Origin of the sequence: Streptomyces tsukubensis (assembly GCF_003932715.1) — a bacterium.
GTDB lineage: Bacteria > Actinomycetota > Actinomycetes > Streptomycetales > Streptomycetaceae > Streptomyces > Streptomyces tsukubensis.
The window spans coordinates 1179441-1203408 of the sequence record NZ_CP020700.1 but is presented as its reverse complement, the minus strand read 5'-3'; the positions used below and the strand labels follow the sequence as shown (position 1 = coordinate 1203408).

Genomic DNA, 23968 nt, shown 5'->3' with positions numbered 1-23968 from the left:
GTCCGTGCCCGAAGAGGCAGGAGGACCCGGTGGCCACCGCAGCCGACCTTGCCGCCATGCGCCGAGCCATTGCGCTCGCCGCCCGCGGTCTCGGCGCCACGAGCCCCAACCCCGTCGTCGGCTGTGTCGTCACCGATGCGGCGGGCCGGATCGCGGGCGAGGGCTATCACCGCCGCGCGGGCGGCCCGCACGCCGAGGTCCACGCCCTGCGCGCGGCCGGCGACCGGGCCCGCGGCGGTACCGCCTACGTCACCCTCGAACCCTGCGACCACACCGGCCGCACCGGTCCCTGCACCCGGGCGCTGACCGAAGCCGGGATCCGCCGTGTGGTGTACGCGGTCCCCGACCCCACCCCCCAGGCAGCGGGCGGTTCCTCGACCCTGCGCGCGGCGGGGATCGTCACCGAGTCCGGGCTGCTGGCCGCCGAGGCCGCCGAGGGCAACACCGCCTGGCTGACCGCCGTTCGGACCGGCCGCCCCTATGTGCTCTGGAAGTACGCGGCCACCCTCGACGGCCGGATCGCCGCCGAGGACCGCACCAGCCGATGGATCACCTCACCCGAGGCCCGCGCCGACGTCCACCGGCTGCGCGCCGAGGCCGACGCGGTCGTCGTGGGCTCCGGCACCCTCGCCGCCGACGACCCGCAGCTCGCGGTCCGGGGCATCGAGGGCGCCGTCCAGCCGCTGAGGGTCGTCCTCGACACCCGGGCCACCATCCGCCCCGGCGCCCGGATCCTCGACGGTACGGCCCCCACCCTGGTCGCCGTCGGCACGGGCGCCGACCCCGGACCGGTCCCCGGCGCCGAGTTCGTCGAACTGCCGCCCGCCGACGACGGCGGTCCCGGACTCTCGGTCCGCGCACTCCTGGCGGAGCTGTACGGGCGCGGGGTCCGCTCCGTCCTCCTGGAGGGCGGCCCCACCCTGGCCGGGGCCTTCGTCGCGGCGGGCGCGATCGACCGGGTCGTCGGCTATCTCGCCCCCGTCCTGCTCGGCGCGGGACCCGCCGCACTCGGCGGAGCCGGAATCGGCACGATCGCGGATGCGTTGCGTCTCGACATGACCGAGACCGTCCGCATCGGCCCCGATCTGCGGATCACCGCCGTCCCCACCGCCACCGCCACCGATGCCGCGACCGCGACCGCGACCGCCACCGATGCCGATGCCGCGGTGCCCGTCCCCGTCCCCGCCGCCCCCAAGGAGCGCTGAAGTGTTCACCGGAATCGTCGAAGAACTGGGTGAGGTCACCGCCGTCGAGCACCTCGACGACGCCGCCCGGTTCACGCTGCGCGGCCCCCTCGTCACCGAAGGGGCCCGGCACGGCGACTCCATCGCCGTCAACGGCGTCTGCCTCACCGTCGTCGAAACCGCCGACGGCGCGTTCACCGCCGATGTGATGGCCGAAACCCTGAAACGCTCCAGCCTCGGCGCCCTGGTGCCCGGCGCCCGCGTCAACCTGGAACGCCCGACCGCGGTCGGCGGGCGGCTCGGCGGCCATATCGTCCAGGGCCATGTCGACGGGGTCGGCACGATCCTCGCCCGTACCCCCTCCGAACACTGGGAGACCGTGGAGATCGGCCTCCCCGGCACCCTGGCCCGCTATGTCGTGGAGAAGGGCTCCATCACCGTCGACGGCATCAGCCTGACCGTCGTCGACGCCGGGGACGACCGGTTCACCGTCAGCCTCATCCCCACCACCCTCGCGCTGACCACCCTCGGTGTGAAGCAGCCCGGCGACCCGGTCAATCTGGAGGTCGACGTGATCGCCAAGTACGTGGAGAAGCTGCTCGGCGCCCGCGCCGGGACCGGGGAGACACCACGATGAGCGCCGCCTCCTGGCTGAACTCCGAGGCGTTCACCGCCTTCGGGCAGCACATCATGTGGTCCGACATGATCGGCAACATCGTCGGACTCGCCGCCCTCGCCCTCGGCTGGCGCCGCTCGGTGTGGACCTGGCCCGCCCAGCTCCTCTCGGGCGCCGTCCTCGTCACCGCCTACGCCTCCGCCCAGCTCTCCGGCGGCGTCGGCAAACAGCTCCTGGTCATCGTCGTCGCGCTCTGGGGCTGGCAGCAGTGGAGCCGGGGCCGGCAGCAGGCACAGGACGGGACGCTCGCGGTCCGCTTCGCGACCTGGAAGGAGCGTGCCCTCCTCGCCGGCGGCGCCGCCGCGGGCACCCTCGCCGTCGGCGGGCTCTTCACCCTCTACCCGTCCCTGTCCTGGAGCCCCTGGGCCGATGCGTACATCTTCGTCGGCACCCTCGTCGCGATGATCGCGCAGGCCCGCGGACTGGTCGAGTTCTGGTTCGCCTGGCTGCTGGTCGACCTCGTCGGCGTCCCCCTCGCCTTCAACAGCGGACTGGCCTTCTCCGGGCTGGTCTACATCGTCTACTTCGCGCTGGTCCTCTGGGGGCTGCGCGACTGGTGGCTGCGCACCCGTACCCCGGCTCTGGAAGGAGCAGCGGCATGATTCCGGCACCCACGTGGTACTCCACCGACAATGTCGAGGACCTCGCCCTCGACCCGGTGGAACAGGCCGTCCGCGATATCGCGGCGGGCCGCCCCGTCGTCGTCGTCGACGACGAGAACCGCGAGAACGAGGGCGATCTCGTCGTCGCCGCCGAGAAGGCCACCCCCGAGATCGTGGCCTTCATGATGAGCGAATGCCGCGGGCTGATCTGCGCCCCGATGGAGAGCGAAGAACTCGACCGGCTCGACCTGCCGCAGATGGTCGAACGGAACACCGAGTCCATGCAGACCGCGTTCACCGTCTCCGTCGACGCCGCGCCCCGCCACGGCGTCACCACCGGCATCAGCGCCGCCGACCGGGTCACCACCCTCCGCCTGCTGGCCTCCGGCACCGCCGAACCGTCCGATCTGGTCCGGCCGGGACATGTCTTCCCACTGCGCGCCAAGCCCGGGGGAGTCCTCACCCGGGCCGGTCACACCGAGGCCGCCGTCGACCTCGCGCGGCTCGCCGGACTCCGCCCCGCCGGGGTGATCGTGGAGATCGCCGGCGAGGACGGGGTGATGCTGCGGCTGCCGGAACTGATCCCCTTCGCCCGTAAGCACGGGCTGACGATCATCTCCATCGAGGACCTGATCGCCCACCGCCGCGCCACCGAGCCCGCCGTGCGCCGGGAGGCCGAGGTCGACCTCCCCACCGCCTTCGGCCGGTTCACCGCCTACGGCTACCGCTCCACCCGCGACGGCATCGAACACGTCGCCCTGGTCCACGGCGACCCGGCGGCCGACGCCGACAACGTCCTGGTCCGGGTCCACTCCGAGTGCCTGACCGGCGATATCTTCCACTCCCTGCGCTGCGACTGCGGCCCCCAGCTCCAGGAGTCCCTGCGGCGGATCGCCGCCGAGGGCCGGGGCGTCGTGGTCTATCTGCGCGGGCACGAGGGCCGCGGTATCGGGCTGCTGCCCAAGCTCCGCGCGTACGAACTCCAGGAACGCGGCGTGGACACCCTCGACGCCAATCTCGAACTCGGCCTCCCCGCCGACGCCCGGGACTACGCCGCCGGGGCCGAGATCCTGGCCGACCTCGGGGTCCGCGGGGTCCGGCTGATGACCAACAACCCCGACAAGATCAGCGCGCTCACCGATCTGGGACTCACCGTCCACAGGCGCGAGCCGATGCCGGTCCAGGCGGGCGAGCACAATCTGCGCTATCTGCGGACCAAGCGGGACCGGATGGGGCACGACCTGCCGTGGCTGGACCCCTCCGCCGTCTCGACCTGCGGCAACCAGTAGCGCCACGGCCACCGCCCGGGCGACGATCATCCCGGCGCCGGCCGTCCGCCGGCCCGGCGCCCCGTCCCGGCCCCCACCCCCACCCCTGATCCCCATCCCCCATCCCATTGCGAGGAGAAGCGTGAGCGGCAAGGGCGCACCCGAACTGTCCGTACGGAACTGCAGCGACCTGCGGGTCGCCGTGATCGCGGCCCAGTGGCACGAGAAGGTGATGGACGGGCTCGTCGACGGCGCCCTGCGCGCCCTGCGCGAGCTCGGCATCGACGAGCCGACCCTGCTGCGGGTCCCCGGCAGCTTCGAACTCCCCGTCGTCGCCAAGGTCCTCGCGACCCGCCGCGGCTACGACGCGATCGTGGCGCTGGGCGTCGTGATCCGCGGCGGCACCCCGCACTTCGAGTACGTGTGCCAGGGCGTCGCCCAGGGCCTGACCCAGGTCTCCGTGGACACCGGAGTGCCCGTCGGCTTCGGCGTACTGACCTGCGACACCGAGGAGCAGGCCCTCGACCGGGCCGGGCTGCCGGGCTCCCGCGAGGACAAGGGACACGAGGCGGTCACCGCGGCCGTCGCCACCGCGGCGACGCTGCGCTCGGTGAGCGAACCCTGGCGCTGAGCGGCGCCCCGGACCCTTTACCCTGAGAGCATCATGGCGAACACGACCCGCAAAAGTTTCGAAGAGCTCTTCGCCGAGCTCCGGCTCAAGGCGGAGACCGGCGACCCCGCCACCTCCCGCACCGCCGAACTGGTGGACAAGGGCGTCCATGCCATCGGCAAGAAGGTCGTCGAGGAGGCCGCCGAAGTGTGGATGGCCGCCGAGTACGAGAGCAAGGAAGCGGCCGCCGAGGAGATCTCCCAGCTCCTCTACCACGTCCAGGTGATGATGGTGGCCCGCGGAATCTCCCTCGACGACGTCTACGCCCATCTCTGACGGGCCCCGGCCCCCCGGCCGACGCCGTCGTCTCCGCCCGTTCCGCCCGTTCCGTTCCGCCGTACCGTCACGTTAGGAAGCCGATCCCATGCTGCGCATCGCCGTCCCCAACAAGGGCTCACTGTCCGGACCCGCGGCGGCGATGCTCCATGAGGCCGGCTACCAGCAGCGCAAGGAGTCCAAGGAGCTGGTGCTCGTTGACCCCGTCAACGAGGTCGAGTTCTTCTACCTCCGGCCGCGCGATATCGCCATCTACGTCAGCTCCGGCCGGCTGGACATCGGTATCACCGGCCGTGACCTGCTGCTGGACTCCGGAGCCGACGCCGAGGAGATCCTCGAACTCGGCTTCGCCCGCTCCACCTTCCGCTACGCCACCCGGCCCGGCACCGCGCGCGGCGTCGAGGACTTCGGCGGGATGACGGTCGCCACCTCCTACGAGGGGATCGTCGCCCAGCACCTCGCCGAGAACGGCATCGACGCCTCCGTGGTCCACCTCGACGGCGCCGTCGAGACCGCCATCGAACTCGGTGTCGCCCAGATCATCGCCGATGTCGTCGAGACCGGCACCTCCCTGCGGAACGCGGGACTGGAGGTCGTCGGCGAGCCGATCATGACCTCCGAGGCGGTCGTCGTCCGCCGCAAGGGCGCGGACCGCGACGAACCCAAGGTGCAGCAGTTCCTCCGCCGCCTCCAGGGCGTCCTGGTCGCCCGGGCGTACGTGATGATGGACTACGACTGCCGGGTCGAGCACCTGGAACAGGCCGTCGCCCTCACCCCCGGCCTGGAGTCCCCGACGGTCTCCCCCCTCCACCACGAGGGCTGGGTCGCCGTCCGGTCCATGGTCGCCGCCAAGGAGGCCCAGCGGATCATGGACGATCTGTACGAGCTGGGCGCCCGGGCCATTCTCACCACCGCCATCCACGCCTGCCGGCTCTGAGGAACCCCGTCACCATGTCTGCCGCCCCCGCAGCTTCGCCCCCCGCTCTTCCGGTCACCTTCCGCCCGCACCGCACCCGGATCGTCCTTCTCTCGGTCGGCGCGGTGATGTTCACCGTGATCGCGGGGACCGGGCTCGTCCTCGACCGGCTGAGCCTGGGGGAGCGGATCAGCTTCGTCATCACCGCGACCGGCTTCCTCTTCGTCCTGTGGCTGCTGGCCCGGCCCAAGGTGGTCGCCGACGAGGACGGTGTCACCGTCGTCAACTTCACCCGCAGCCGCAGGCTGGCCTGGGCCGAGATCCTCCGGGTCAATCTGCGGCGGGGCGACCCCTGGGTCTTCCTCGACCTCAGTGACGGCACCAGCCTGCCCGCGCTCGGCATCCAGCCCGGTATCGCCAAGGAGAAGGCCGTCGCGGACGCCCGCGCCCTGCGCGCCCTCGCCGAATCGCGCGCCGCCGCCGAGGCCCGCTGAGACGGACCCGCAAACAGTCCGGCACCGGGTACGGGGCCGATCCGCGCCACCGCCGTGGCCCGGGTCGGCCCTTTTCTGTTTCCCTCCCCGGCGCCGCGTGATTTCTTGACCCCCCGACGGCATATCGGCAAGGCTCGTCGCACCGGTCCGGCCGGGCGCGGCTCCGGCCACCGGCCGTGCGATCACGATCCGGGGGTACGGGGAGATGAGACGGGAGCTGCGGGCTGCCGCCGTGGGTGCTGCGCTGCTGCTGGTCGCCGGATGCGGCGGGAGCGGTGACGGCGACGGCGGGCGCGAGGTACGGATCGGGGTCGACAAGCCCCGGGCCGCGGCCGACGAACCGGTACGGATCCGGGTGACCGGGCTGGCGGCGGGCCAGGAGGTGACGGTCACCTCGCAGGCCACGGACTACGCGGGCACGGCATGGACCGGGCGGGCCGTGTTCACCGCCGACGGCGCGGGCGCGGTCGACCTCACCCGGGCCCGGCCCTCGGCGGGAACCTACTCGACGGCCGACGGCATGGGCCTCTTCTGGTCGATGAACCCCGGACAGGGGCGGGTCGACGAGTCGTGGTTCGCATCCCGCCGGCCGGAGGACCAGGCCGGGTACGAGGTGCGCCTCGCGGTCCACGCCGGCGGCAAGCGCCTCGCGAGCCGGGCGCTGACCCGTACCTGGCTGGCCGAGGGCACCACCCACCGGCTTCTGACGGCGGCCCGGGACGGGGTGCACGGGGCGCTGTACCTGCCGCCCGCGGGCGCCCCGCGCCGGTCACCGGTTCTCAGCTTCGGCGGTTCGGACGGCGGTACGGGCGACAAGTACGCCGCCGCGCTGCTGGCCTCCCGGGGACATCCGGTCCTCGTCCTGTGCTACTTCAACTGCCCGGACCGCCCCGGCACCCTGAAGGGGATCGCCCTGGAGTACTTCGCCACGGCCGCCCGGCTGCTGACCCGGGAGTCGGGCCGCGGGCCGGGGCAGGTGGACGTCATCGGCTACTCACGCGGCTCCGAGGCCGCGCAGCTCCTCGCCCACCACTATCCCGACCTCGTCGACGACGTCGTCGTGTACGCGCCCAGCCACCGTGCCAACCCCGGTTTCCCCGACGGGAAGGCGCCCGCCTGGACGAAGGGCGGCAGACCGGTGCCGTACGGGCCGCTGCCCCTGGGCCGGGTGCGCGGCACGGTACTGGCGATCGCCGGGGGCGCGGACGGGCTCTGGCCGGCGGCCGGCAGTGCCAGGAGCATCGGCGGGCAGCGGGGCGCCTCGGGCGAACGGCACCGGGCGCTGATCTATCCGCACGCCGGTCACGGCGTCGGCACCCATCCGTACACCCCGGCCGGTCTGCGTTTCAGAAACCCGCTGGTGGAGCGCGAAGTCACCATGGGAGGCACCCGGCAGGCCGATGCGCAGGCCCGGACCGACAGCTGGCGGCAGGTACGGGCCCTGCTCGGAGACCAGGCCCTGTCCTGAGCACCCGCCGGGGGCCACCCGGACACGGCCTAACCGAGGGGATCCCCCGGGCCGCGCTCCAGCGGTCCGCGGCCCGACAGCACCTCTCCGTACGCCTGCATCAGATCCGGCAGCCTCAGCGTCGACAGGTCCTCGCGGGTCGGGGTGCCGGGATAGCCGGACAGCCGCAGATCCCGGTAGGCGCAGCTCTTCTCGTACAGCGTCCGCAGGAAGCGCCCGTTGCCCAGTTCGTCGATCCACCGCTGGTCGACCACATGGCCGCAGATGGACCGCAGCTCCTCCACCGCCTCCTGGTCCCAGCAGTCGCCGTTCTCGGCGGCGAGGACCTCCCCGATCCGCGTCAGCTCCAGCGGACGGTACGAGGGGAAGTCGACCCGGGTGGTGAAACGCGACGTCAGCCCGGGATTGGCGGCCAGCAGCCGGTCCATCCCCTCGGGATAGCCGGCCAGGATGACCACCAGGTGGTCGCGATTGTCCTCGGCCCGCTTCAGCAGCACCTGGAGGGCCTCGTCGCCGTAGGCGTCCCCCTTCGCGTACCCCGAATTGGAGAGGCTGTACGCCTCGTCCACGAACAGCACCCCGCCGAGCGCCGAGTCGATGAGCTCGTTGGCCTTCACCGCCGTCTGGCCGAGGAACTCGCCCACCAGATCGGACCGCTGGGCCTCCACGAGATGGTCGCCGCCGAGCAGCCCCAGCGCGTAGAAGACCCGGCCGAGTATCCGGGCGACGGTGGTCTTGCCGGTGCCGGACGGGCCCGAGAAGACGAAGTGCCGCTTCGGCGGTTGGACCGGCAGCCCCTGGCCCGCCCGGAGCCGGGCCATCTCCAACTGCGCCGACAGCGCCTTCACCTGCCGTTTCACCGGCTCCATCCCGACCATGCGCTCCAGCTCGGCCAGGGCCTCCGCCAGTAGCAGCGGATCCGTGGGGCCCGAGGGGAGCGGCGCGCCGGGTCCTCTGCCGTCCGGTGCGTCCCTGCTGCGCCCGAGGTCGGCGGGGGCCGGGGAGACCGTGCCCGGCGGCCGGTCGGCGGGGTCGCCGCCCGCCCGGGGCCCCTCCGGCGGCAGCGTCCCGTCCTCCGCCTCCACGGTCTCCTGCCCCGGCCCGTAGCCGGCGAGGGAGACCGCGAGCCCGGCCCCGGCCGGATCGTCGTGGTACGAACCGGTCTCCAGCGGGTCCGTACCGTCGTACTCGGCGATGGCGGCCAGCCGGGCCGAGGTGTCCATGAACCCCGGGTCGACCCGGTGCACCGCCCGGTACAGCGGCAGGGCCGCGGCGGTCCGGCCGGTGCCCTCGTGGGCCCGCGCCAGCCAGTACCGCAGCTCCTTGCGCTGCGGCTGTTCGCTGCGGCAGCGCATCAGGGCCGCCGCGAGCAGCGGCTCCGCCTGCCCGTACATCTCCAGCCGCACCCGCGCCATCCCGGCGAACAGCCCCGCCTCGATGCCCAGCAGCGCATCGCCGACCAGCGGTTCGGTATGGCGGACGAGCTGCTCCCAGTCCTTGACCAGATAGGCGCGGCAGGAGTGCAGGAACCGTACCTGCGGATCGGTGTCGACCGGCGGCAGCCCGGCCAGCGCCCGGTCCAGCTCGGGGACGTGGCGGCCGTCCAGCCAGTGGGAGGCGTGCGCCAGCAGCAGATCGCGCGGGCTCTCCAGCACCGGCTGGACCCACCAGCCCAGCCAGTACCAGGAGTTGAGCGCCCGGCGGTGCCGGGCGCGCTGCTCGCCGAACCGGTCCCGGGCGCGGTACATCCGCAGCAGTGCGTTGGTGGTGTCGACCCGCAGGGCGTGCAGCCCGAGCCAGCCGTCGGCCATCCCCGGGTCGAGCCGTACCGCGGTACGGAACTCCTCCTCGGCCTGGGGATAGGCCCCCATCGTGTAGGCGTCCACGCCCCGCGCCCAGGCGAGATCGGCCGGGGCCGGAGCGCCCTGCGTGCCGAGGTCCATCAGGTCCCCCATAAGTACACCGACTGAACCGCCTTGATGCGGACGGGAAGTGCCCCCACGGGAGGGCATCGTACCTGCGCAGGGGGCTGCGGCTTAAGGGCGGCGAGGTGATACGGCTGCGGTGACCGAGGGTGAGGGCGCAAGGCCGACACGGCCCGGGACCGAGCCCGGGAGAGGACAGAACGAAGCCCCCGATCACGGGGGAACAACCGGGGGCTTCGCGTCTGTGGCGGCCTCAAAAGCCGCACATTGAGAACGTAAGACCTGTACACCCCCCGGGTCAAGCGGAGTTCAGGCACTCGTGAGGCGGATTCCCGACACCTCTGTGCGACCGACAGGAGTAGTCACTCTATGTGATGATCTGATGCTTTCATGCGGTCGTGGGGTGTCCCGGGAGCAACTCGTACCCCTCGTTGCGCTCCATCACCAGAGTGTCGGCGTACGGACGCGAAGGATCGGCCAGGAAATGACGGGTCTCGGCCACAGTCCAGGTATCCCAGAAGGCCGAAAGCCCGATGCCGTCGCGCTGCCTGCCGCGCGGCCAGGACTCGTCGGGTGTCCGCTCCAGCCACAGCAGCCGGGTCAGATACGGGCGGACCGCGGCCCGTCCGGCACCGACCCCTTCGATCAGCACCACGGGGGCGGTGGGCAGGGCGCGCGGTGCGGAGAAGCGGCGCGTGTTCCAGTCGTACGGCTCGTAGTGCGCCGTCACGCCCCGGGCGAGCGGATCGACCACCTGGTCGAGCAGGCGCCCGGTCCAGCCGAAGAGCGTCTCGTGGCTCGCGAGGTCGTCGAGATGGAGTACGGGGACCTCGCCGCCCGGCACCCGGGAGGCGAGCGCGTCCGCGAGCCGGGCGGTGAAGGTGGTCTTGCCCGACCCGGCGTGACCGTCGACCGCGATCAGCCGCACCGGACCGCAGGACGGTTCGGCCGCGGCCAGCTCACCGGCCAGCGGACCCAGCCCGCTTCGCGCGGATCCTCCCGGGCTCCCCGGCTCGTGCTCCATGGGTCCAGCCTATGCCGGTACGGACGGTCGCCCGGCCGGGGACCGGGTGGCGGGGGCGGGAGACGCCGGAGACCGGCGGGCCGGGACCTCTGCCATTGGTCGGACCAATATTGGTGGACGGCGCGGGCCGTGAACGCTGGCACCGGGGGCGGGCCCCGGGTGATAGTGGCCTGCGTCGCCCGGTCCGGACCGCGGCTCCGGCGCGGCGGCCGAGTCCGTTCCGTCCGCAGTGCTGCCCGCGGCAGCGCGACCGATCCTGGGGGTTGTCATGGCCAGAGCCACCACGCGCAGGACCCTGCTGGGCGCCGCGATCGCGGCCGCCGGTACGGGGGCGCTCACCACCGCCGCCCGTGCCGCTGCGCCGCCCACCGCACCCGCACCGCCCACCGCCCCCGTGAGGACCGCCCGGCTCGTGGACAACCGTTTCTGGACCTCCTACACCGACTGGCGCTGCGGCAGCGCCGACGGCACCCGGGCCGTCGCGGGCCGCCGCCCCGGCGTGGTCGTCGGCCGGCCCGCCGGGGTCACCGACTACACCGATCCGCACACCGGACGCACCGAACCGTGGGAGTACGCCGTCTGGGTTTCGCCCGAGCACCGGCCCGCGGTCCCCGCGACGGAGGTGATCGCCTCCTGGAACGCCCACACCCCGGCCGGTACCTGGCTCCAGACCGAACTGAGCGGCACCTACTCGGACGGCACCGCCACCCCCTGGTTCGTCATGGGCCGCTGGGCCTCGGGCGACGGCGACATCCGGCGCACCTCGGTCGACGGCCAGACGGACGGCCGCGCGAGCATCTGGACGGACACCTTCTCCGTCGACGACGCGGCGAGCGGGCTGCGGCTCGCCGCGTACCGGCTCCGGCTCACCCTCTACCGCAGGCCCGGCACCGGGCTCACCCCCACCGTGTGGCGGCTCGGCGCGATGGCCTCGGACGTCCCGGACCGCTTCACCGTGCCCGCGACCACACCCGCGCCCGCCCGTGAACTGGCCGTGCCGCGCTACTCGCAGAACATCCACATCGGGCGCTATCCCGAGTACGACAACGGCGGCGAGGCCTGGTGCAGCCCCACCTCCGCCCAGATGATCATCGAGTACTGGGGGCGCAAGCCCACCGCCGATGAGCTGTCCTGGGTGGATCCCGCGTACGACGACCCCCAGGTCTGCCACGCGGCCCGGTTCACCTACGACTACCAGTACCAGGGCTGCGGCAACTGGCCCTTCAGCACGGCCTACGCCGCGAGCTACCCGGGGATGAACGCCGTGGTGACCCGGCTGGGCTCGCTCACCGAACTGGAGCGCCTGGTCCGCTCCGGCATCCCCGCCATAACCTCGCAGTCCTTCCGCAAGGAGGAGCTGACGGGCGCGGGCTACGGGACGGCGGGCCATCTGATGACCGTCGTCGGATTCACCCCGGACGGCGATGTGATCGCCAACGACCCGGCCTCCGACAGCAATGCCGCCGTCCGCCGGGTCTACCTCCGCCGGGAGTGGGAGAACATCTGGCTGCGTACGAAGAGGTACGACGCGAACGGCAAGGTCAGAAGCGGTACGGGAGGGGTGTGCTACCTCATCTGGCCGGTCAATCCAGCACCGCGCCAGCACCGCGTGCTGAAGTCACTCGGCCTGGCTTGAGCAGGTACGGCCCCACCGTCGTCTCGACCGCCTGACGGCAGCGCTCCCGGCCGTCCTGCGTGAGGTGGCCGTACCGGTCCACCGTGACCTTGATCGAGCGGTGTCCGAGCCGGCGGGACACCTCGTGGATGGACACGCCGTTCGTCAGGGCCACGGTGGTCCATTTGTGCCGCAGATCGTGCGGGTTGTATTCGGGCAGACCGAGCCGTTTGACGGCGTGGTCCCACGACTTGCGAAGGAGGTCGGGGTACGGGAGACCGTCGTTCGCATGGCGGATCGGCAGGCGAACGATGAACGGCTCAAGCGAGACCGGCACCGGTATGTCGCGCCACTCGCCTTCTTTGCGATGCTTCAGCGGGGCGTACTTCGGCCTGTGCCAGGGGATTGCCTGGGATCCGCCTGTGACGCACGGCGTGGGAGAACAGGGCGGAGAGGGCGATGTGCCGGGATTCGATGGTGTTGAGTGCTGCCCCGTCCCGGCGCCAGCGTGCGTACAGGCCCTCGATGTCCGCTGCTGTGACCGAGGCGGCGGGCGCACTGCGTGGTGGGCGCGCGCGTTCGGCCCCGCCGTACGCTTCGACCCCGTCGAGGCTGCGGAGCGTTCCCACCAGGAGGGCGCGCCGACTTGGTCGAATCCGGGATCGGCCCCCGCGCCGGAGCCGATCCCGAGGAGCCGTTGATGCAGGGTCGGGTCGTCGCCGGGCGGTGGCCCTCTGGAGGCGAGGGTTCCGTGCAGGATCCGCGAGGCGCGAGGGTGTGGGCGGTGGGGTCGACGACGAGTGCGGAGCAGGCTGTGGCGACGGACACGTCGATGTCTCGTTGCGGAGCATCGCCTTAGCGGCGGCGGCCGCGGTGCTGCGGTCGATGCCGACCCCGGGACACGTTCGCGGGCACGGTCGGTGCCCACGCAGGCGCTGTGCCGGATCGCGACGAGCACCGGGCGGTGGTGTGCGCGTTGCGGGGTGCCGCCGGACGGCCCTGAGGCCGCCTGCGTCGGGGCTAGGGAGTGGGGGCGCGCAACCCCGTGCCCGGGTTCGGCGGGGCGGCTGCGCATGCCGGGTCCTGCGCGGGTTTCGGCGACGTCAGGGGCGCAAAGGCGATTCGGAGTCCTTTGGGGCGCAGGGTCATGCCGCGGCGGGCCACGACCCGTGGGCCGGGCACCGGCTGCAGGCGCCGATTCTGGAGGAGCACAGCGAGCATGGCTGTGGCCTCGGCGACGCCGAAGACGTCGCCGATGCACTTACGCGCTCCCGCGCCGAATGCGAGGAAGCCGTCACGCTGGGCGCGGCCGACCCGCGCGGGCTGCCAGCGATCCGGGTCGAAGCGATCGGCGTCCTCGAAGCTGTCGGAATGCCGATGGAGAGCCCAGCTGGAGAAGATGACGTCCGCTCCCTGGGGGAGCTTGTGCCCGTCCAGCTCGCACGCACGGGTGGTGGTGCGGCTCAGCACCCATACCGGAGGGTACAGCCGCAGCGCCTCGGTCAGGGTGTTCTGCAACTGCGGCAGCCGCGCCAGGTCCTGGTAGGTGGGCGAGGCTCCCGCCAGCACGGTGTCGATCTCCTCCTGCACCCGGGCGTAGTGGTCGGGGAAGGTGGCCAGGATGTGCAGGGTCCAGGACAGCAGGGCTGCGGTGGGCTCGATACCACCGAGCATGAAGTCCCAGATGTGGCCCCGCACCAGTTCGTCGTTGAGTACGCCATCGGCGTGCGGTTCGGGTGCGAGGAGCAGGGTCAGCAGGTCGTCGTGGGGCTCCGGGCTCTGTTTGCGGTGGCGGATCATCGTTTCGATGGAATCCGTGGTGTGTTGAACGGCTCGGTAGAACCGGCGGTTGGCGGGATGCGGGAACCGGCCTATCGAGGGCAGCCCCATGCGCAGGCCGAGTCCGTCCAGCACGATGGGCAGATCCCGCTGGAACCGGTCGACACAGCGCGAGGAGACGGGGTCGGTGAACAGCGACCGGGTCAGGACGCCGGTGGTCAGCGCCGTCATCTCCCTGTCCACCTCGATGATCTGGTGGGGGTCCCACTCCGCGATGTGTCGCGTCGCGGACTGCGTGACGCGCCGCATGTAGCCGGTCATGGCCGAGCGGTGGAACGCCGGCTGCACCAAGGGGCGGTGCACACGGTGTACGGAGTCGGGCTCGGTGGCGAGTCCGTCGCCCAGCAGGGTTGTGAACGGGATGAAGAACGGGCCGCCCTTGTCGAACTCGCCACGTCCGCCGACCAGTATCCGTCGCACGAGGGCCGGCGAGGTCACCACGTACGCGGTCCGTCGGGCCAGGCGGATGCGTACCACTGGTCCGATGTCGCCCAACTGCCGGAAGAATTCCTGGGGCTCGGCACCGATTCTGCCCAGGTGGCCGAGCAGGGGCAGCGCGCCCGGGGCTATGGGGACGCTTTCGTTGTGTCGCATCGCGAGGTGCCTCTTTTCGTCGAGGGGATGTGTGCGGCGCCGCCACCGGCGGCACGACGACCGGCGGACGCGAGCGGCACGGGCCGCCCCGGCCGGATCGGTTCCGCGTCAGGGTGGTCACGCGTCGTGGCGTTCATCGGACATGTTCCATTGGGCGGCTTGCGGGGGCGTGCCCGGAGCCGGTCCTTCGGGCCCGCGCCCGTCGTCGGGGTTTGTGGGTTGTGTCCAGTGCACCGCCGCGCCCCCCGGTCGGGAAGGGAGTCGAAGCGACGAACCCGTTGCAATTGGTGCAACTTTGCGTGCTTGTGAAAGGCGTGGGACGGCCCGAAGGAGTCGATCGGAGGGGCATGGCCTCGACTGCGGGGGAGCCGCGCGTGGACGCGACGACGGCCGGTTTCGACGCGCGCACTCCGGATGCCCCGGGGTGTTGCTCATCCGTGCCATCGCGCGTATCAAGGATGGAGGGGCGCCGGTGTCGCCTCCGGCATCGAGACCGCACCGCGACGACCGTGGGACGTCCGACCGCGCCGGCCGACAGCGCGCCGGATGTCCCGGCCCACGTTACGCGGCCGACGACTGCGTCCGCCGCCTTCGACACAGCCCCCGTGGCTGCCCTCTCGCCACGCTTCCCGTACCGCTGCCCCAGGGGTGGTGGCGCAGGGGGCACGACCCGCACACCGCCCCGGTTCGCGCCGGGTGCCCGACCCGCAGCGCGGCGCGCGTCCGAACCGGCGCGTCCGCCGAGCGGCGCATCGAACCGCACGACGAAGCTCCGTGCCCGTGAACCGCCCCCTTGGAGAGGTGACAGACATGTCCCGGACCGAAGGTCCCACACCCCAGCACGTCGCCGCCTTCTACGACAACACCGAGGCGGTGGACATCTTCTTGGGCGACGAGATCCACATGGGCCACTGGGCGCCGGGCGACACGTCACCGCTGCGGCGGGCGCAGGAGCGACTGACCGATCTGGTGACCGAGAGGACCGGGGCGGGTCCCGGACGGCACGTCCTGGACGTCGGATGCGGCACGGGCGGGCCGGCACGACGCCTGGTCCGCAGGACCGGTGCCACGCTCACCGGCATCACGATCAGCCCCGAGCAGGCCCGGGTGGCCCGTGTGAGGAGCGCGGAGGCCGGGTTCGGAGACGGCATCCGCGTCGGGATCACCGACGCGGTCGCGATGCCCTTCGCCGATGGAGTCTTCGACGCCGCCATCGCAATCGAGTCAATATTGCACATGCCCGACAAACAAGGGGCGCTCGGTGAGATCGCCCGGGTTCTGCGGCCGGGCGCGGCCCTGGTCGTCGCCGATTTCGCCCAACGGACGGCGGAGGGTGCCGTGTCCGGCGCCCCCGGATCTCTCGCCGCCTCGTTCGTGGCCGTTCCCACATGGGACGCGTACACGCGCCTCGCCGACGGGGCCGGACTGCACGTCGAGGAGATCCTGGACATCACCGACGAGACACAGCAGTCCTACGTGAGGATCCTGGAGGGCCTGACCCGTCCCGAACTGGCGGCCGTGTGCGGTCCCGAGCAGCGGACGGCGATCGAGGAGATCCTGAGGTTGTTCGCCGACGCCACCGACGCCGGTTTATTGGGCTACGTGATCGTCGTGGCCCGCAAACCCGCCGGGTGAGGCGATGTGGTGGCACGCATCCTCGTTCGGTGGTCGGCGGGTTCACACGGAGGGAAGGTGCCACCACCACGAGATCGAGGGGATCGGCAGGGACGAGGTGTCGTCGGAGGGTGGTGCGTCGAGGAAGCCCGCGTCGAGGAAGGTCTCGGGGTCGGTGGTCATGCCGTCGAGAAAGCGGTATCGGCGGCTCTCCCGACACCAGAGCATGCCGCCCGCGGTGTAGTTCCACATCGACGTGACGTATCGCTCGACGACGGGATCGTGACAGTCCCGGACGACCTGTTCGCCGAGTGTGTGGTACCAGTGCATCATCCGGTTGATGTAGTCGACCGCGACCAGGACGCCGTCGGCCTCGTCCAGGGCGTATTCGCGGCGGACGACATCGAGGAAGTTGTGGCCGTCGCCGGTACGGTGTCGTTCCTTGCGATACGAGCACAGGTCGCTGTAGCAGTTCATGGTCAGCGCGCTCATCTCGCGGATTGCGCAGATCCGCCGGTCCGCGATCATCGCCGGTGTCACGGGGATGGCACGGACCATCTGCGGTAGCAGCGAGTACAGCGGAGTGGCTCCGGTGGCGACGCGGATCACCATGTATGTGCTCAGGTCCGGTGTGAGGCCGCGGCGGACGTTGCCGGCCTTGAGGATCTCGGTGAAGAACCAGGACCTGGCTCCCTCCACCCACAGCGCGGCGTCCAGAGGTGCGCAGTATCGGGTGACGCGCAGCATGAGATCGCGCCAGGCCATCGCGTAGCGGTCGTTGGGGTAGAGGACGACTTCGACCGATTCCATGGCTCGTTGGATCCGGTAGGCGGCATCCGCCAGTTCCATGGGTTTGTCGCGGGTGGGGCCCTCGTCGCAGAACTCGTCGTCCCACGCGAACGCCCAGATGGACATGTCGGTGGCGAGTTGCAGTCGTTCGGGCGTGCCGTCGGGGACGAGGTAACCGCCGACGGCGGCCGAGTCGCCGTGGACCAGGCGTTCCCGTTGGGCCTCGTCCCAGAACAGCTGGTACTTGTCCATGTAGGCGATCGACCGTTGTTCGGCCTCGCGGGTCAACGGGTGGGGTGTCGGCGTACCCGGGCAGTACACGGCGGGGATGTGGAGCAGATCCGTAGGATCGCTCATGACGACTTCCTTCCCTGGGGTGCGGGGGCTCGTGGCGGCGGGGGGCGCGGGGCGCGGTCGTGTGCCCTCGCCGCGGCGCCGAGAAGACGCGTCGGTTCGGGGTTCGCCGGGCGTCACGCCGTGCGACGGGCGATGACGCTGTAGGCGGAGACCTTGTCCCGGGCGAGGGCGTCGGACATGTTGTCGGCCATCACCCGCAGTTCCTCCAATGGGCCGGAGAGGCCGTGCGGGAAGTGTGTCTCGATGTTGGACTTCACGTCGCGGAACCAGTGGATGACGTCCTCGTTGCGCGGCAGGACGCGCATGTCGGCGATGCTGAACCCGTGGCGTTCCAGGACCGAGGCGAAGTACTCCGGGCTCTTGCGGTTGCCGCAGGCGAGCCGGTCGACCATGTCGGGGATCGCAGACGTGTAGGTGCCGGGGCCCTGTTTGAACAGGGTGTCCGAGATGACGAGGATCGCGCCCGGGCGCATCCGTCGCGACAGGGCCGCCACGGACGCCTCGTAGGCGTCGTCGCGGAAGTGGGTGTACACGCCGCGCACCACGACCAGGTCGTAGGGCAGGTGGGGGTCGGGCAGCAGGTCCACGTCCCGGCCGTCGCACAGGAACAGCCGCACCCGCTCGGCGAGGCGGTGGTCGGCCAGGAACCGGGCGCAGTAGTCCAGTTGGGTGGGGCTGATGTTGATCGCGTCTATGCGGTCGCACTCGTGGAATCGACGGGCCAAGAGGTAGCTGATGAAACCCCAGCCGCAGCCGAGGTCCAGTATCCGGCGGATACGCGGTCGGGGGCCGGTGAGCAGCCCGGCCAGGTCGAGTTGGCGGTCGAAGAAGCGCACGCCGGCTTCTCCCGGCGACAGGAGGCGGGTGGTGTCCTCGTAGTCGCCCCATTCGAACAGCAGGGTGTCGCCCAGCGCCCTGCGCCACAGCTCGGGGGAGTCGTTGTAGGTGTACACGACCTTGTCCCGGTAAGGGTCGGGGACGGGGCCGTCGATCACGGAGAACGTGGGAACAAGCGAAGTGCGTTGGGTCATGGCAGATCTCTTTCGCGGTATGTGTCGGATGGCGCGGTTGTCCGCACGTCGGATGGACGTGTGGATGGGCCGTACGCCGGGGGCTCTCGTGGGAGCGACCGTCCGGGGCCGGTGCCCGGCCGGTGGTCCGCCCGGTCGCGGTCCGGCGGTGGTCCGAGGCATCGGTGAGGGGGTGGTGGGCGGGACGCGCTCGCGCTCACGAGATGCGCTCCACGGCTCGGGCCGCCGCGTCGCGCAGTGCGACGGCGACGGGTGGCGGGCAGGGGACGGCGTCCAGGAGCGTGCGTTGGGCGGTGTCCGCGCGTTGGGCGGCCAGGGCGAGCAGGACGGTGTGCTTGCCCTCGCGCAGTTCGTCCAGGACGGGCTTGCCGGTGTCGTCGGGTCGGCCGTAGACGGCCAGGATGTCGTCGCGCAGTTGGAAGGCCTCACCGAGGGGAAGGGCGAACTGCGAGAGCGCGGCGCGCACCCGGGGGCCGCCGTCCGTCAGAGTCGTTCCGCAGTGCAGGGGGCGTTCACATGTGTATTTCGCGGTCTTGAACCGGATGACGCGCAGGGCCGCCTCGTGGTCGGTGACGGGGCCGAGCGTCGTCGTGGGGTCCAAGTACTGGCCGTAGATGACCTCTTGGCGCATGACGTCGATGACCCGGCGCAGGCGCGCGAGGCGGTGGGGCGGGTGGTCGGCGCCGTACAGGAGTTCGTCCGACCAGGCCAGCGCCATGTCACCGATCAGGATGGCCGCACCGGTGCCGAGTCGGTCGTCGCCGTGTCCGCCGGCGGCGTGCCAGCCGAGTACACAGAGCAGGGGACGCAGTCGCTTGCCGCCGGCGGTCAGGCATTCGCGCAGCGCCGCGGGGATGTCGGAGGGCATGGACTGTTCGCGGGCATCGTGTGTCTTGGCGTCGAGGAAGGCGTGCACGGTTCGGTCGACGCTGGTCCGTACGGTGGCCGGGTCGAGGTCGCGGGGGTCGGGGGACGGGGTGGTCATCTGGCCTGTCGTGCCGGGTTGACGGGTGCGGGGTCGGCCAGGCGCGGGGCCTCGTAGAGGAGGGCGTCGACGACGCGGACGATGTCGCGACCGGCGGCGGTGACTTCAGAGATCTGACGCAGGGTGGCGCCGACGTCGGCGGTCGGTGCGGTGGTCATGGTCTGCACGCTGATCGGTGCGCCGCCGCCGACGGGTACGTTGCCGACGTGGATCCGGCGGGTGGGGGGCGGTGGGAGGAGGGCGGGCGGGCCGGGCTCGACGGCTGTCATTGGGGTCTCCGGGCAGGGAGGCGGGGCGGGCGGTCGGCGCGGAGGTGAGCGGGTGCGGCCGCAGCTCGCGCAGTACGGCGCGGGTGATACCCGCGGCATCCAGCCCCGCCGCGGCCAGCAGGTCGGTTCGCGATCCGTGGGACACGAAGGCGCGGGACAGGCCGAGCGCGCACACCGGTGGGGGGACGTGGGCGTCGCCGCATGCCTGTGCGGGGGCCGAGCCCATGCCGCCGGTGCGGCTGTTGTCCTCGATGGTGTCGGCGACACGGTGACGGGCGGTCAGGCCGGTCAGCGCCGGATCGACCGGCTGCCCCGTGCGGATCCTCGACGGTCACGCCGAATCCGTGGCACTCGACCAGCGCGGCGGCCTTGAGTGCGGCTCCGGCCGGCGGCCCCGCGGGGACGATCAGCAGGTCGAGGAGGATGCCGGGACTTCGATTGAGGAGGGTGGCGCAGATGGCGACGACGGGGTGGCAACCGCCCATCGCCAGGCCCGCGGCACTGGTGACGGCGTGCTGCTCGGGGATACCGACGTCGAAGACCCGTTCGGGGAACGGCTCGGCCATGAGGTGCAGGCCGGTCGGCCGCAGCATCGCCGCGGCGACGGCATCCTCGCGCCGTGCAGCGGTTCGGGCCAGGGCCTCCCCGAACAGGCTCGTCCATGAGGGCACGTCGGCGGTGTGCGCGGCCGGTCGGCCGGTGGCGGCGTCGACTATGCCCACCGCGTGCAGACATGCGACCTCGTCGTCCTCGGCCGGAGCGTAACCCTTGCCCTTGACGGTCGTGACATGGACCACCACGGGCCGGTGCATGGTTCGCGCGCGCCGCAGCGCGGACTCGATCGCGCCGGTGTCGTGTCCGTCGACGGGTCCGAGACGGGCGAGGCCGAGCGCGGTGAACAGGTTGCGGGAGGTCTCGGCGCGCCCGTCCCGCCCGGGGGCGGTGAGGTGGTGGGACAGGGCTCCGACGGTCGGGGCGTAGGAACGGCCGCTGTCGTTGAGGACCACGATCACCGGGCGCCGCAGTGCGCCGCCGACGATCTTGAGGGTTTCGAAGGCCACACCGCCGGTCGTCGTCCCGTCACCGACGATCGCCGGCACTGCTCGCTCGTTCTCGCCGTGAAGGGCGCGGGCCTTGGCCGGCCCGTCCGCGTAGGACAGGGCGATGGGGAGATCACCGGTTGGCACAGTCCGCACCACCGACGGGCCGGCCAGGTCGGCCGGACCGGGCCAGGCATCCGGCGGGGCGGTCATCGGGCTCTTCCCTTCGCCGAGGTCCGGGGCGGGCACGACCGGGACAACCACGGCACGCCGTGCCCGTTGTCGCGGGCGATCGGCTGCCGGGTACCACCAGTGCACCGCTCCTGCGCGGGGCCGCAAAGGGGGTCGCAGCGGGGGATGTGTTGCGACTGATGCCATATTGTGCGTTTGTGAAATCGAGTGGGGGGTCTCCGGTCGACCGTAAGCCGGGAACCGAGGCATGCCCGAAACACCCCGCACCCGCCTGCGTGGCCCACTTCGGGGGGCGGACCGGAGCGGCCTCCGACGCGCCACGATCCAACCGCACCGCACCGCACCGCACCGCACCGGGCCGCCCGTGCTGTCGAGTTGGTGTGCGCATTGACCGCGGTCCGCAATCGCTCCGCTGCCTCCCGGGGACTCTGTCCGGGCAGGAGGGCGATGTCGAACAGCGCGTGACCGGTGTCGCCGTAGTGCTCGGCGTGGCTCTTCCGGCCGGAGCGCCCCACCTCCGCCCAGCGCCGGGCCCTGGCGGTCCACGGCATCCACTGAAGGACCGGTCCGCGGGGGTACGGGCCCGAAGCCCCCGCGGACCCGCCCGTCCGGCCCTCCGGAATGCCCGGCGGGCGGACGCGCGCCGGGGGAGACCTGCGTCACTGCCGCAGCGCGGCCCGGATGGCACTGTGGTCGGAACATAAAGGGACAAGCCGCAGCCGCGGCGCGCCCCGCCTCCCGTACACCGACCGAGTGAGACCGCCATGACCGCTGCCGCGACCGCCCACGGCCCCGCCGCCGCCCCCGCGCCCCGTACCCGCACGGGCGGCCCCGACGAGGGTTCCGAACTGCTGGAGCACGTCCTCGGCTGGGCCCTCGTCGTCCTCGTCGCCGTCCTCGTCACCCGGCTCGGACTCCTCTGACCCCTCCCACCGGGACCCCCGCGTTCCGCGGCCGGAACCCGGCCCCCTGCGGACCGTCCGGGTCCGGATTTCCCCTGGTGACGGCGGTGCGGTGATCGGGCATACTCGACGCGCCGACAGCCGCCGTGAGGCCTTTCCGCGATCCGGAGGGGCAGCATCGGCACGGCAGAAGAGCGGTGGTACGCGTCCCCACCCCGAGGGCGCGTGACACCCCAGCGCCCGACAGGGAGGAGAGCGCCGCAATGTCCGACCGCGCCCCGCAGTTGGTGGAACGCACGTTGCCTACCGAGGAGGCCGGGGAGCTGATCGCCCTGGTGCGGGAGATCGCCCAGCGGGAGATCGTCCCCCGGGCGGCCGAGGAGGAGGACGCGGGCCACTTCCCGCGCGACACCTTCACCCTGCTCTCCGAATCCGGTCTGCTCGGCCTCCCCTACGACACCGAGTACGGGGGAGGGGACCAGCCGTACGAGGTCTACCTCCAGGTGCTGGAAGAACTGGCCGCCGCCCGGCTCACCGTGGGTCTCGGCGTCAGCGTCCATTCGCTCGCCTGCCACGCACTCGCCGGATACGGCACCAAGGAGCAGCGGACCGAGCACCTGCCCGCGATGCTGGGCGGCGGGCTGCTGGGCGCGTACTGCCTCTCCGAACCGTCCTCCGGATCCGACGCGGCCTCCCTGCGCACCCGGGCCGTGCGCGACGGCGACCACTGGGTGATCACCGGCACCAAGGCGTGGATCACCCACGGCGGTATCGCCGACTTCCACACCGTCTTCGCCCGTACCGGCGGTGAGGGGGCCCGGGGCATCACCGCCTTCCTGGTGCCCGGCGGAGCCGAGGGGTTGGTTCCGGCCGTACCCGAGCGGAAGATGGGCATGAAGGGCTCACCGACCGCTCAGCTCAGCTTCGACGGGGTACGGGTCCCGGACGGCCGCCAGATCGGCGAGGAGGGGCAGGGGTTCGCCATCGCCCTGGCCGCGCTGGACGCGGGCCGCCTCGGCATCTCGGCCTGCGCGATCGGCGTGGCCCAGGCCGCCCTCGACGAGGCCGTGTCGTACGCCGCCGGGCGCCGCCAGTTCGGACGGCCGATCGCCGACTTCCAGGGGCTGCGGTTCCTGCTCGCCGACATGGGGACCCGGGTCGAGGCGGGCCGGGCGCTCTATCTGGCCGCCGCCCGGCTCCGGGACGCGGGCCGGCCGTACTCCCGTCAGGCCGCCATGGCGAAGCTGTTCTGCACGGACGCGGCGATGAGCGTCACCACCGATGCCGTCCAGGTCCTCGGCGGATACGGCTATACGGCCGACTTCCCCGTCGAGCGGCTGATGCGGGAGGCCAAGGTGCTGCAGATCGTCGAGGGCACCAACCAGATTCAGCGGATGGTGATCGCCCGCCATCTGCTCGGCCCGGAGACCGGCAGGGGCTGAGGGCTCCCGCCGCGGAGGGTGTCCGGGCGTGCTGCCGCGCGCCCGGGCGGTGCGGGGAACGTCTCCGGGGCGTACCCCGGAGGCGGGGCGTTCACGGGCGGGTTACCCGGGGCACCCCGTCCGCGGCGGGCCTTGGACGGGGTCGGTGAAAGCGGTGAAATCAGTGAAATCGGTGAAAGCAATGCGGTGACGGAACCGCGTGTCAGGCCGCGCGCTCGCGCATCGCGGGCAGTCGGCGCAGCGGGCGCGAGCCCGGGCCGCCGACGTGCGAGAAGGGCTGCATCCGCCAGTCCAGCCCCTGGGGCAGGGTCAGCAGCAGGCCCATCTCCTGCTCCTGGGGCTCCGGGGTGTCGTCGGCCGGCCGCGCCTGGGACGCCTGCCTGCCGGTGCCCGTGCACACCGTCAGCCCGAAGGGGTTCCACGGGGTGGCGCACAGGGCGTGCTCGGGGAGGATGTCCTCGTCGGCGAGCAGCGCGATGGGCTGCGCGCAGTCCGGGCAGACGACCCGGTACATCTCGAAGGTGTCGTACGCGTTCAGCTCGTCCAACTCGGCAGACCTCGCAGACTCCGCCGGATCAACAGGCTCCGGTTCGGTACGGCGGATGTTCTTGACACTCTGCATGGAGATTCTCCCCCTCGGGTGGGCCAACCGGGCTCATGTGGCCTCGACCACACCAAGCACTTCCCATCCCGACTCCCGGATAACCATCCGGTCACGGTCAAGACCATTCCAATGCTGTGGCGTTCATCACATAGTGAGGGTGGCGCGCCGGTCGAACGGCCGAGCGGTGTGCCG

The 23968-nt window shown here is 71.9% G+C and carries 22 protein-coding genes and 2 pseudogenes; 13 read left to right on the top strand and 11 right to left on the bottom strand.

What is annotated here, in order from left to right:
* The first annotated feature begins 29 nt into the window (after positions 1-29).
* From ribD to B7R87_RS03860, 9 genes are all read left to right on the top strand, one after another.
* The gene (gene ribD, locus B7R87_RS03900) at positions 30-1205 is read left to right on the top strand and encodes a bifunctional diaminohydroxyphosphoribosylaminopyrimidine deaminase/5-amino-6-(5-phosphoribosylamino)uracil reductase RibD (RefSeq protein ID WP_006350380.1); all 1176 of its coding nucleotides are present in this window, start codon (positions 30-32) and stop codon (positions 1203-1205) included.
* A 1-nt stretch (position 1206) separates the two neighbouring features.
* Entirely contained in the window at positions 1207-1821 is a 615-nt protein-coding gene (locus B7R87_RS03895) for a riboflavin synthase (RefSeq protein ID WP_006350381.1), read from the top strand.
* Positions 1818-2462, top strand: a complete 645-nt coding sequence (locus B7R87_RS03890; protein ID WP_006350382.1) for a nicotinamide mononucleotide transporter family protein — start codon at positions 1818-1820, stop codon at positions 2460-2462. The genes B7R87_RS03895 and B7R87_RS03890 overlap by 4 nt, the downstream gene beginning before the upstream one ends.
* On the top strand, positions 2459-3751 hold the full coding sequence (locus tag B7R87_RS03885; RefSeq protein ID WP_006350383.1) for a bifunctional 3,4-dihydroxy-2-butanone-4-phosphate synthase/GTP cyclohydrolase II: 1293 nt from the start codon (positions 2459-2461) through the stop codon (positions 3749-3751). Before B7R87_RS03890 ends, B7R87_RS03885 begins: the two co-directional genes overlap by 4 nt.
* Positions 3752-3872: 121 nt before the next feature.
* The gene (gene ribH, locus B7R87_RS03880; RefSeq protein ID WP_006350384.1) at positions 3873-4361 is read left to right on the top strand and encodes a 6,7-dimethyl-8-ribityllumazine synthase; all 489 of its coding nucleotides are present in this window, start codon (positions 3873-3875) and stop codon (positions 4359-4361) included.
* A gap of 33 nt (positions 4362-4394) precedes the next feature.
* Positions 4395-4676, top strand: coding sequence for a phosphoribosyl-ATP diphosphatase (locus tag B7R87_RS03875; RefSeq protein WP_006350385.1), 282 nt, complete (start codon positions 4395-4397; stop codon positions 4674-4676).
* Positions 4677-4764: 88 nt separating this feature from the next.
* A complete protein-coding gene (hisG, locus tag B7R87_RS03870; protein WP_006350386.1) occupies positions 4765-5613 on the top strand; it encodes an ATP phosphoribosyltransferase in 849 nt (282 codons plus the stop codon).
* 14 nt (positions 5614-5627) lie between these two features.
* Positions 5628-6086, top strand: coding sequence for a PH domain-containing protein (locus tag B7R87_RS03865; RefSeq protein ID WP_006350387.1), 459 nt, complete (start codon positions 5628-5630; stop codon positions 6084-6086).
* A gap of 205 nt (positions 6087-6291) precedes the next feature.
* Positions 6292-7554, top strand: a complete 1263-nt coding sequence (locus B7R87_RS03860) for an acyl-CoA thioesterase/bile acid-CoA:amino acid N-acyltransferase family protein (RefSeq protein WP_006350388.1) — start codon at positions 6292-6294, stop codon at positions 7552-7554.
* Between the two features lie 29 nt (positions 7555-7583).
* Here B7R87_RS03860 and B7R87_RS03855 read toward each other — a convergent pair whose 3' ends face one another.
* Together B7R87_RS03855 and B7R87_RS03850 are read right to left on the bottom strand one after the other, a co-directional pair.
* Positions 7584-9497 (bottom strand): AAA family ATPase, encoded by a 1914-nt coding sequence (locus B7R87_RS03855; protein ID WP_130585290.1) that lies wholly within the window; start codon positions 9495-9497, stop codon positions 7584-7586.
* 370 nt (positions 9498-9867) lie between these two features.
* Entirely contained in the window at positions 9868-10503 is a 636-nt protein-coding gene (locus tag B7R87_RS03850) for a uridine kinase family protein (protein ID WP_006350391.1), read from the bottom strand.
* A gap of 268 nt (positions 10504-10771) precedes the next feature.
* Here B7R87_RS03850 and B7R87_RS03845 point away from each other — a divergent pair, with 268 nt between their 5' ends.
* Positions 10772-12139, top strand: coding sequence for a peptidase C39 family protein (locus tag B7R87_RS03845; protein ID WP_130585289.1), 1368 nt, complete (start codon positions 10772-10774; stop codon positions 12137-12139).
* Here the strand turns inward: B7R87_RS03845 and B7R87_RS33410 are convergent.
* Together B7R87_RS33410 and B7R87_RS03835 are read right to left on the bottom strand one after the other, a co-directional pair.
* On the bottom strand, positions 12087-12455 hold the full coding sequence (locus tag B7R87_RS33410) for a tyrosine-type recombinase/integrase (RefSeq protein ID WP_052704659.1): 369 nt from the start codon (positions 12453-12455) through the stop codon (positions 12087-12089). The two genes, B7R87_RS03845 and B7R87_RS33410, sit on opposite strands and share 53 nt — an antisense overlap.
* Positions 12456-13138: 683 nt before the next feature.
* On the bottom strand, positions 13139-14551 hold the full coding sequence (locus B7R87_RS03835) for a cytochrome P450 (RefSeq protein ID WP_006350394.1): 1413 nt from the start codon (positions 14549-14551) through the stop codon (positions 13139-13141).
* An 810-nt stretch (positions 14552-15361) separates the two neighbouring features.
* On the opposite strand from B7R87_RS03835, the gene B7R87_RS03830 reads away from it, so the two are divergent.
* The gene (locus B7R87_RS03830) at positions 15362-16186 is read left to right on the top strand and encodes an SAM-dependent methyltransferase (RefSeq protein ID WP_006350395.1); all 825 of its coding nucleotides are present in this window, start codon (positions 15362-15364) and stop codon (positions 16184-16186) included.
* A gap of 42 nt (positions 16187-16228) precedes the next feature.
* Here B7R87_RS03830 and B7R87_RS03825 read toward each other — a convergent pair whose 3' ends face one another.
* From B7R87_RS03825 to B7R87_RS33400, 6 genes and pseudogenes are all read right to left on the bottom strand, one after another.
* On the bottom strand, positions 16229-17311 hold the full coding sequence (locus B7R87_RS03825; RefSeq protein WP_006350396.1) for a terpene synthase family protein: 1083 nt from the start codon (positions 17309-17311) through the stop codon (positions 16229-16231).
* A gap of 113 nt (positions 17312-17424) precedes the next feature.
* Positions 17425-18342 (bottom strand): SAM-dependent methyltransferase, encoded by a 918-nt coding sequence (locus tag B7R87_RS03820; RefSeq protein ID WP_006350397.1) that lies wholly within the window; start codon positions 18340-18342, stop codon positions 17425-17427.
* A gap of 196 nt (positions 18343-18538) precedes the next feature.
* The gene (locus B7R87_RS03815; RefSeq protein WP_006350398.1) at positions 18539-19327 is read right to left on the bottom strand and encodes a polyprenyl synthetase family protein; all 789 of its coding nucleotides are present in this window, start codon (positions 19325-19327) and stop codon (positions 18539-18541) included.
* Positions 19324-19596, bottom strand: a complete 273-nt coding sequence (locus B7R87_RS03810) for a flavodoxin-dependent (E)-4-hydroxy-3-methylbut-2-enyl-diphosphate synthase (RefSeq protein WP_006350399.1) — start codon at positions 19594-19596, stop codon at positions 19324-19326. The genes B7R87_RS03815 and B7R87_RS03810 overlap by 4 nt, the downstream gene beginning before the upstream one ends.
* Positions 19597-19741: 145 nt before the next feature.
* Positions 19742-19879, bottom strand: a pseudogene (locus B7R87_RS33405) (hypothetical protein); the annotation flags it as partial.
* Between the two features lie 211 nt (positions 19880-20090).
* Positions 20091-20849 (bottom strand): annotated as a pseudogene (locus B7R87_RS33400) (1-deoxy-D-xylulose-5-phosphate synthase N-terminal domain-containing protein); the annotation flags it as partial.
* A 743-nt stretch (positions 20850-21592) separates the two neighbouring features.
* Between B7R87_RS33400 and B7R87_RS03800 the strand changes: the two are divergent.
* Together B7R87_RS03800 and B7R87_RS03795 are read left to right on the top strand one after the other, a co-directional pair.
* Positions 21593-21751, top strand: a complete 159-nt coding sequence (locus tag B7R87_RS03800) for an SCO1431 family membrane protein (RefSeq protein ID WP_006350401.1) — start codon at positions 21593-21595, stop codon at positions 21749-21751.
* A gap of 242 nt (positions 21752-21993) precedes the next feature.
* On the top strand, positions 21994-23172 hold the full coding sequence (locus B7R87_RS03795) for an acyl-CoA dehydrogenase family protein (RefSeq protein ID WP_006350402.1): 1179 nt from the start codon (positions 21994-21996) through the stop codon (positions 23170-23172).
* Positions 23173-23374: 202 nt separating this feature from the next.
* Here B7R87_RS03795 and B7R87_RS03790 read toward each other — a convergent pair whose 3' ends face one another.
* Positions 23375-23794 carry a hypothetical protein gene (locus B7R87_RS03790; RefSeq protein ID WP_040916864.1) on the bottom strand — a complete coding sequence of 140 codons (420 nt, stop codon included), beginning with the start codon at positions 23792-23794 and terminating at the stop codon, positions 23375-23377.
* Positions 23795-23968: the final 174 nt, after the last annotated feature.

Bases quoted from the DNA above. Each gene is read 5' to 3' on its own strand.
- B7R87_RS03890 (WP_006350382.1), top strand. From the start codon at position 1,818: ATGAGCGCCGCCTCCTGGCTGAACTCCGAGGCGTTCACCGCCTTCGGG.
- B7R87_RS03885 (WP_006350383.1), top strand. From the start codon at position 2,459: ATGATTCCGGCACCCACGTGGTACTCCACCGACAATGTCGAGGACCTC.
- B7R87_RS03875 (WP_006350385.1), top strand. From the start codon at position 4,395: ATGGCGAACACGACCCGCAAAAGTTTCGAAGAGCTCTTCGCCGAGCTC.
- hisG (WP_006350386.1), top strand. From the start codon at position 4,765: ATGCTGCGCATCGCCGTCCCCAACAAGGGCTCACTGTCCGGACCCGCG.
- B7R87_RS03865 (WP_006350387.1), top strand. From the start codon at position 5,628: ATGTCTGCCGCCCCCGCAGCTTCGCCCCCCGCTCTTCCGGTCACCTTC.
- B7R87_RS03860 (WP_006350388.1), top strand. From the start codon at position 6,292: ATGAGACGGGAGCTGCGGGCTGCCGCCGTGGGTGCTGCGCTGCTGCTG.
- B7R87_RS03855 (WP_130585290.1), bottom strand. From the start codon at position 9,497: ATGGACCTCGGCACGCAGGGCGCTCCGGCCCCGGCCGATCTCGCCTGG.
- B7R87_RS03850 (WP_006350391.1), bottom strand. From the start codon at position 10,503: ATGGAGCACGAGCCGGGGAGCCCGGGAGGATCCGCGCGAAGCGGGCTG.
- B7R87_RS03845 (WP_130585289.1), top strand. From the start codon at position 10,772: ATGGCCAGAGCCACCACGCGCAGGACCCTGCTGGGCGCCGCGATCGCG.
- B7R87_RS03835 (WP_006350394.1), bottom strand. From the start codon at position 14,551: ATGCGACACAACGAAAGCGTCCCCATAGCCCCGGGCGCGCTGCCCCTG.
- B7R87_RS03830 (WP_006350395.1), top strand. From the start codon at position 15,362: ATGTCCCGGACCGAAGGTCCCACACCCCAGCACGTCGCCGCCTTCTAC.
- B7R87_RS03825 (WP_006350396.1), bottom strand. From the start codon at position 17,311: ATGAGCGATCCTACGGATCTGCTCCACATCCCCGCCGTGTACTGCCCG.
- B7R87_RS03820 (WP_006350397.1), bottom strand. From the start codon at position 18,342: ATGACCCAACGCACTTCGCTTGTTCCCACGTTCTCCGTGATCGACGGC.
- B7R87_RS03815 (WP_006350398.1), bottom strand. From the start codon at position 19,327: ATGACCACCCCGTCCCCCGACCCCCGCGACCTCGACCCGGCCACCGTA.
- B7R87_RS03810 (WP_006350399.1), bottom strand. From the start codon at position 19,596: ATGACAGCCGTCGAGCCCGGCCCGCCCGCCCTCCTCCCACCGCCCCCC.
- B7R87_RS03800 (WP_006350401.1), top strand. From the start codon at position 21,593: ATGACCGCTGCCGCGACCGCCCACGGCCCCGCCGCCGCCCCCGCGCCC.
- B7R87_RS03795 (WP_006350402.1), top strand. From the start codon at position 21,994: ATGTCCGACCGCGCCCCGCAGTTGGTGGAACGCACGTTGCCTACCGAG.
- B7R87_RS03790 (WP_040916864.1), bottom strand. From the start codon at position 23,794: ATGCAGAGTGTCAAGAACATCCGCCGTACCGAACCGGAGCCTGTTGAT.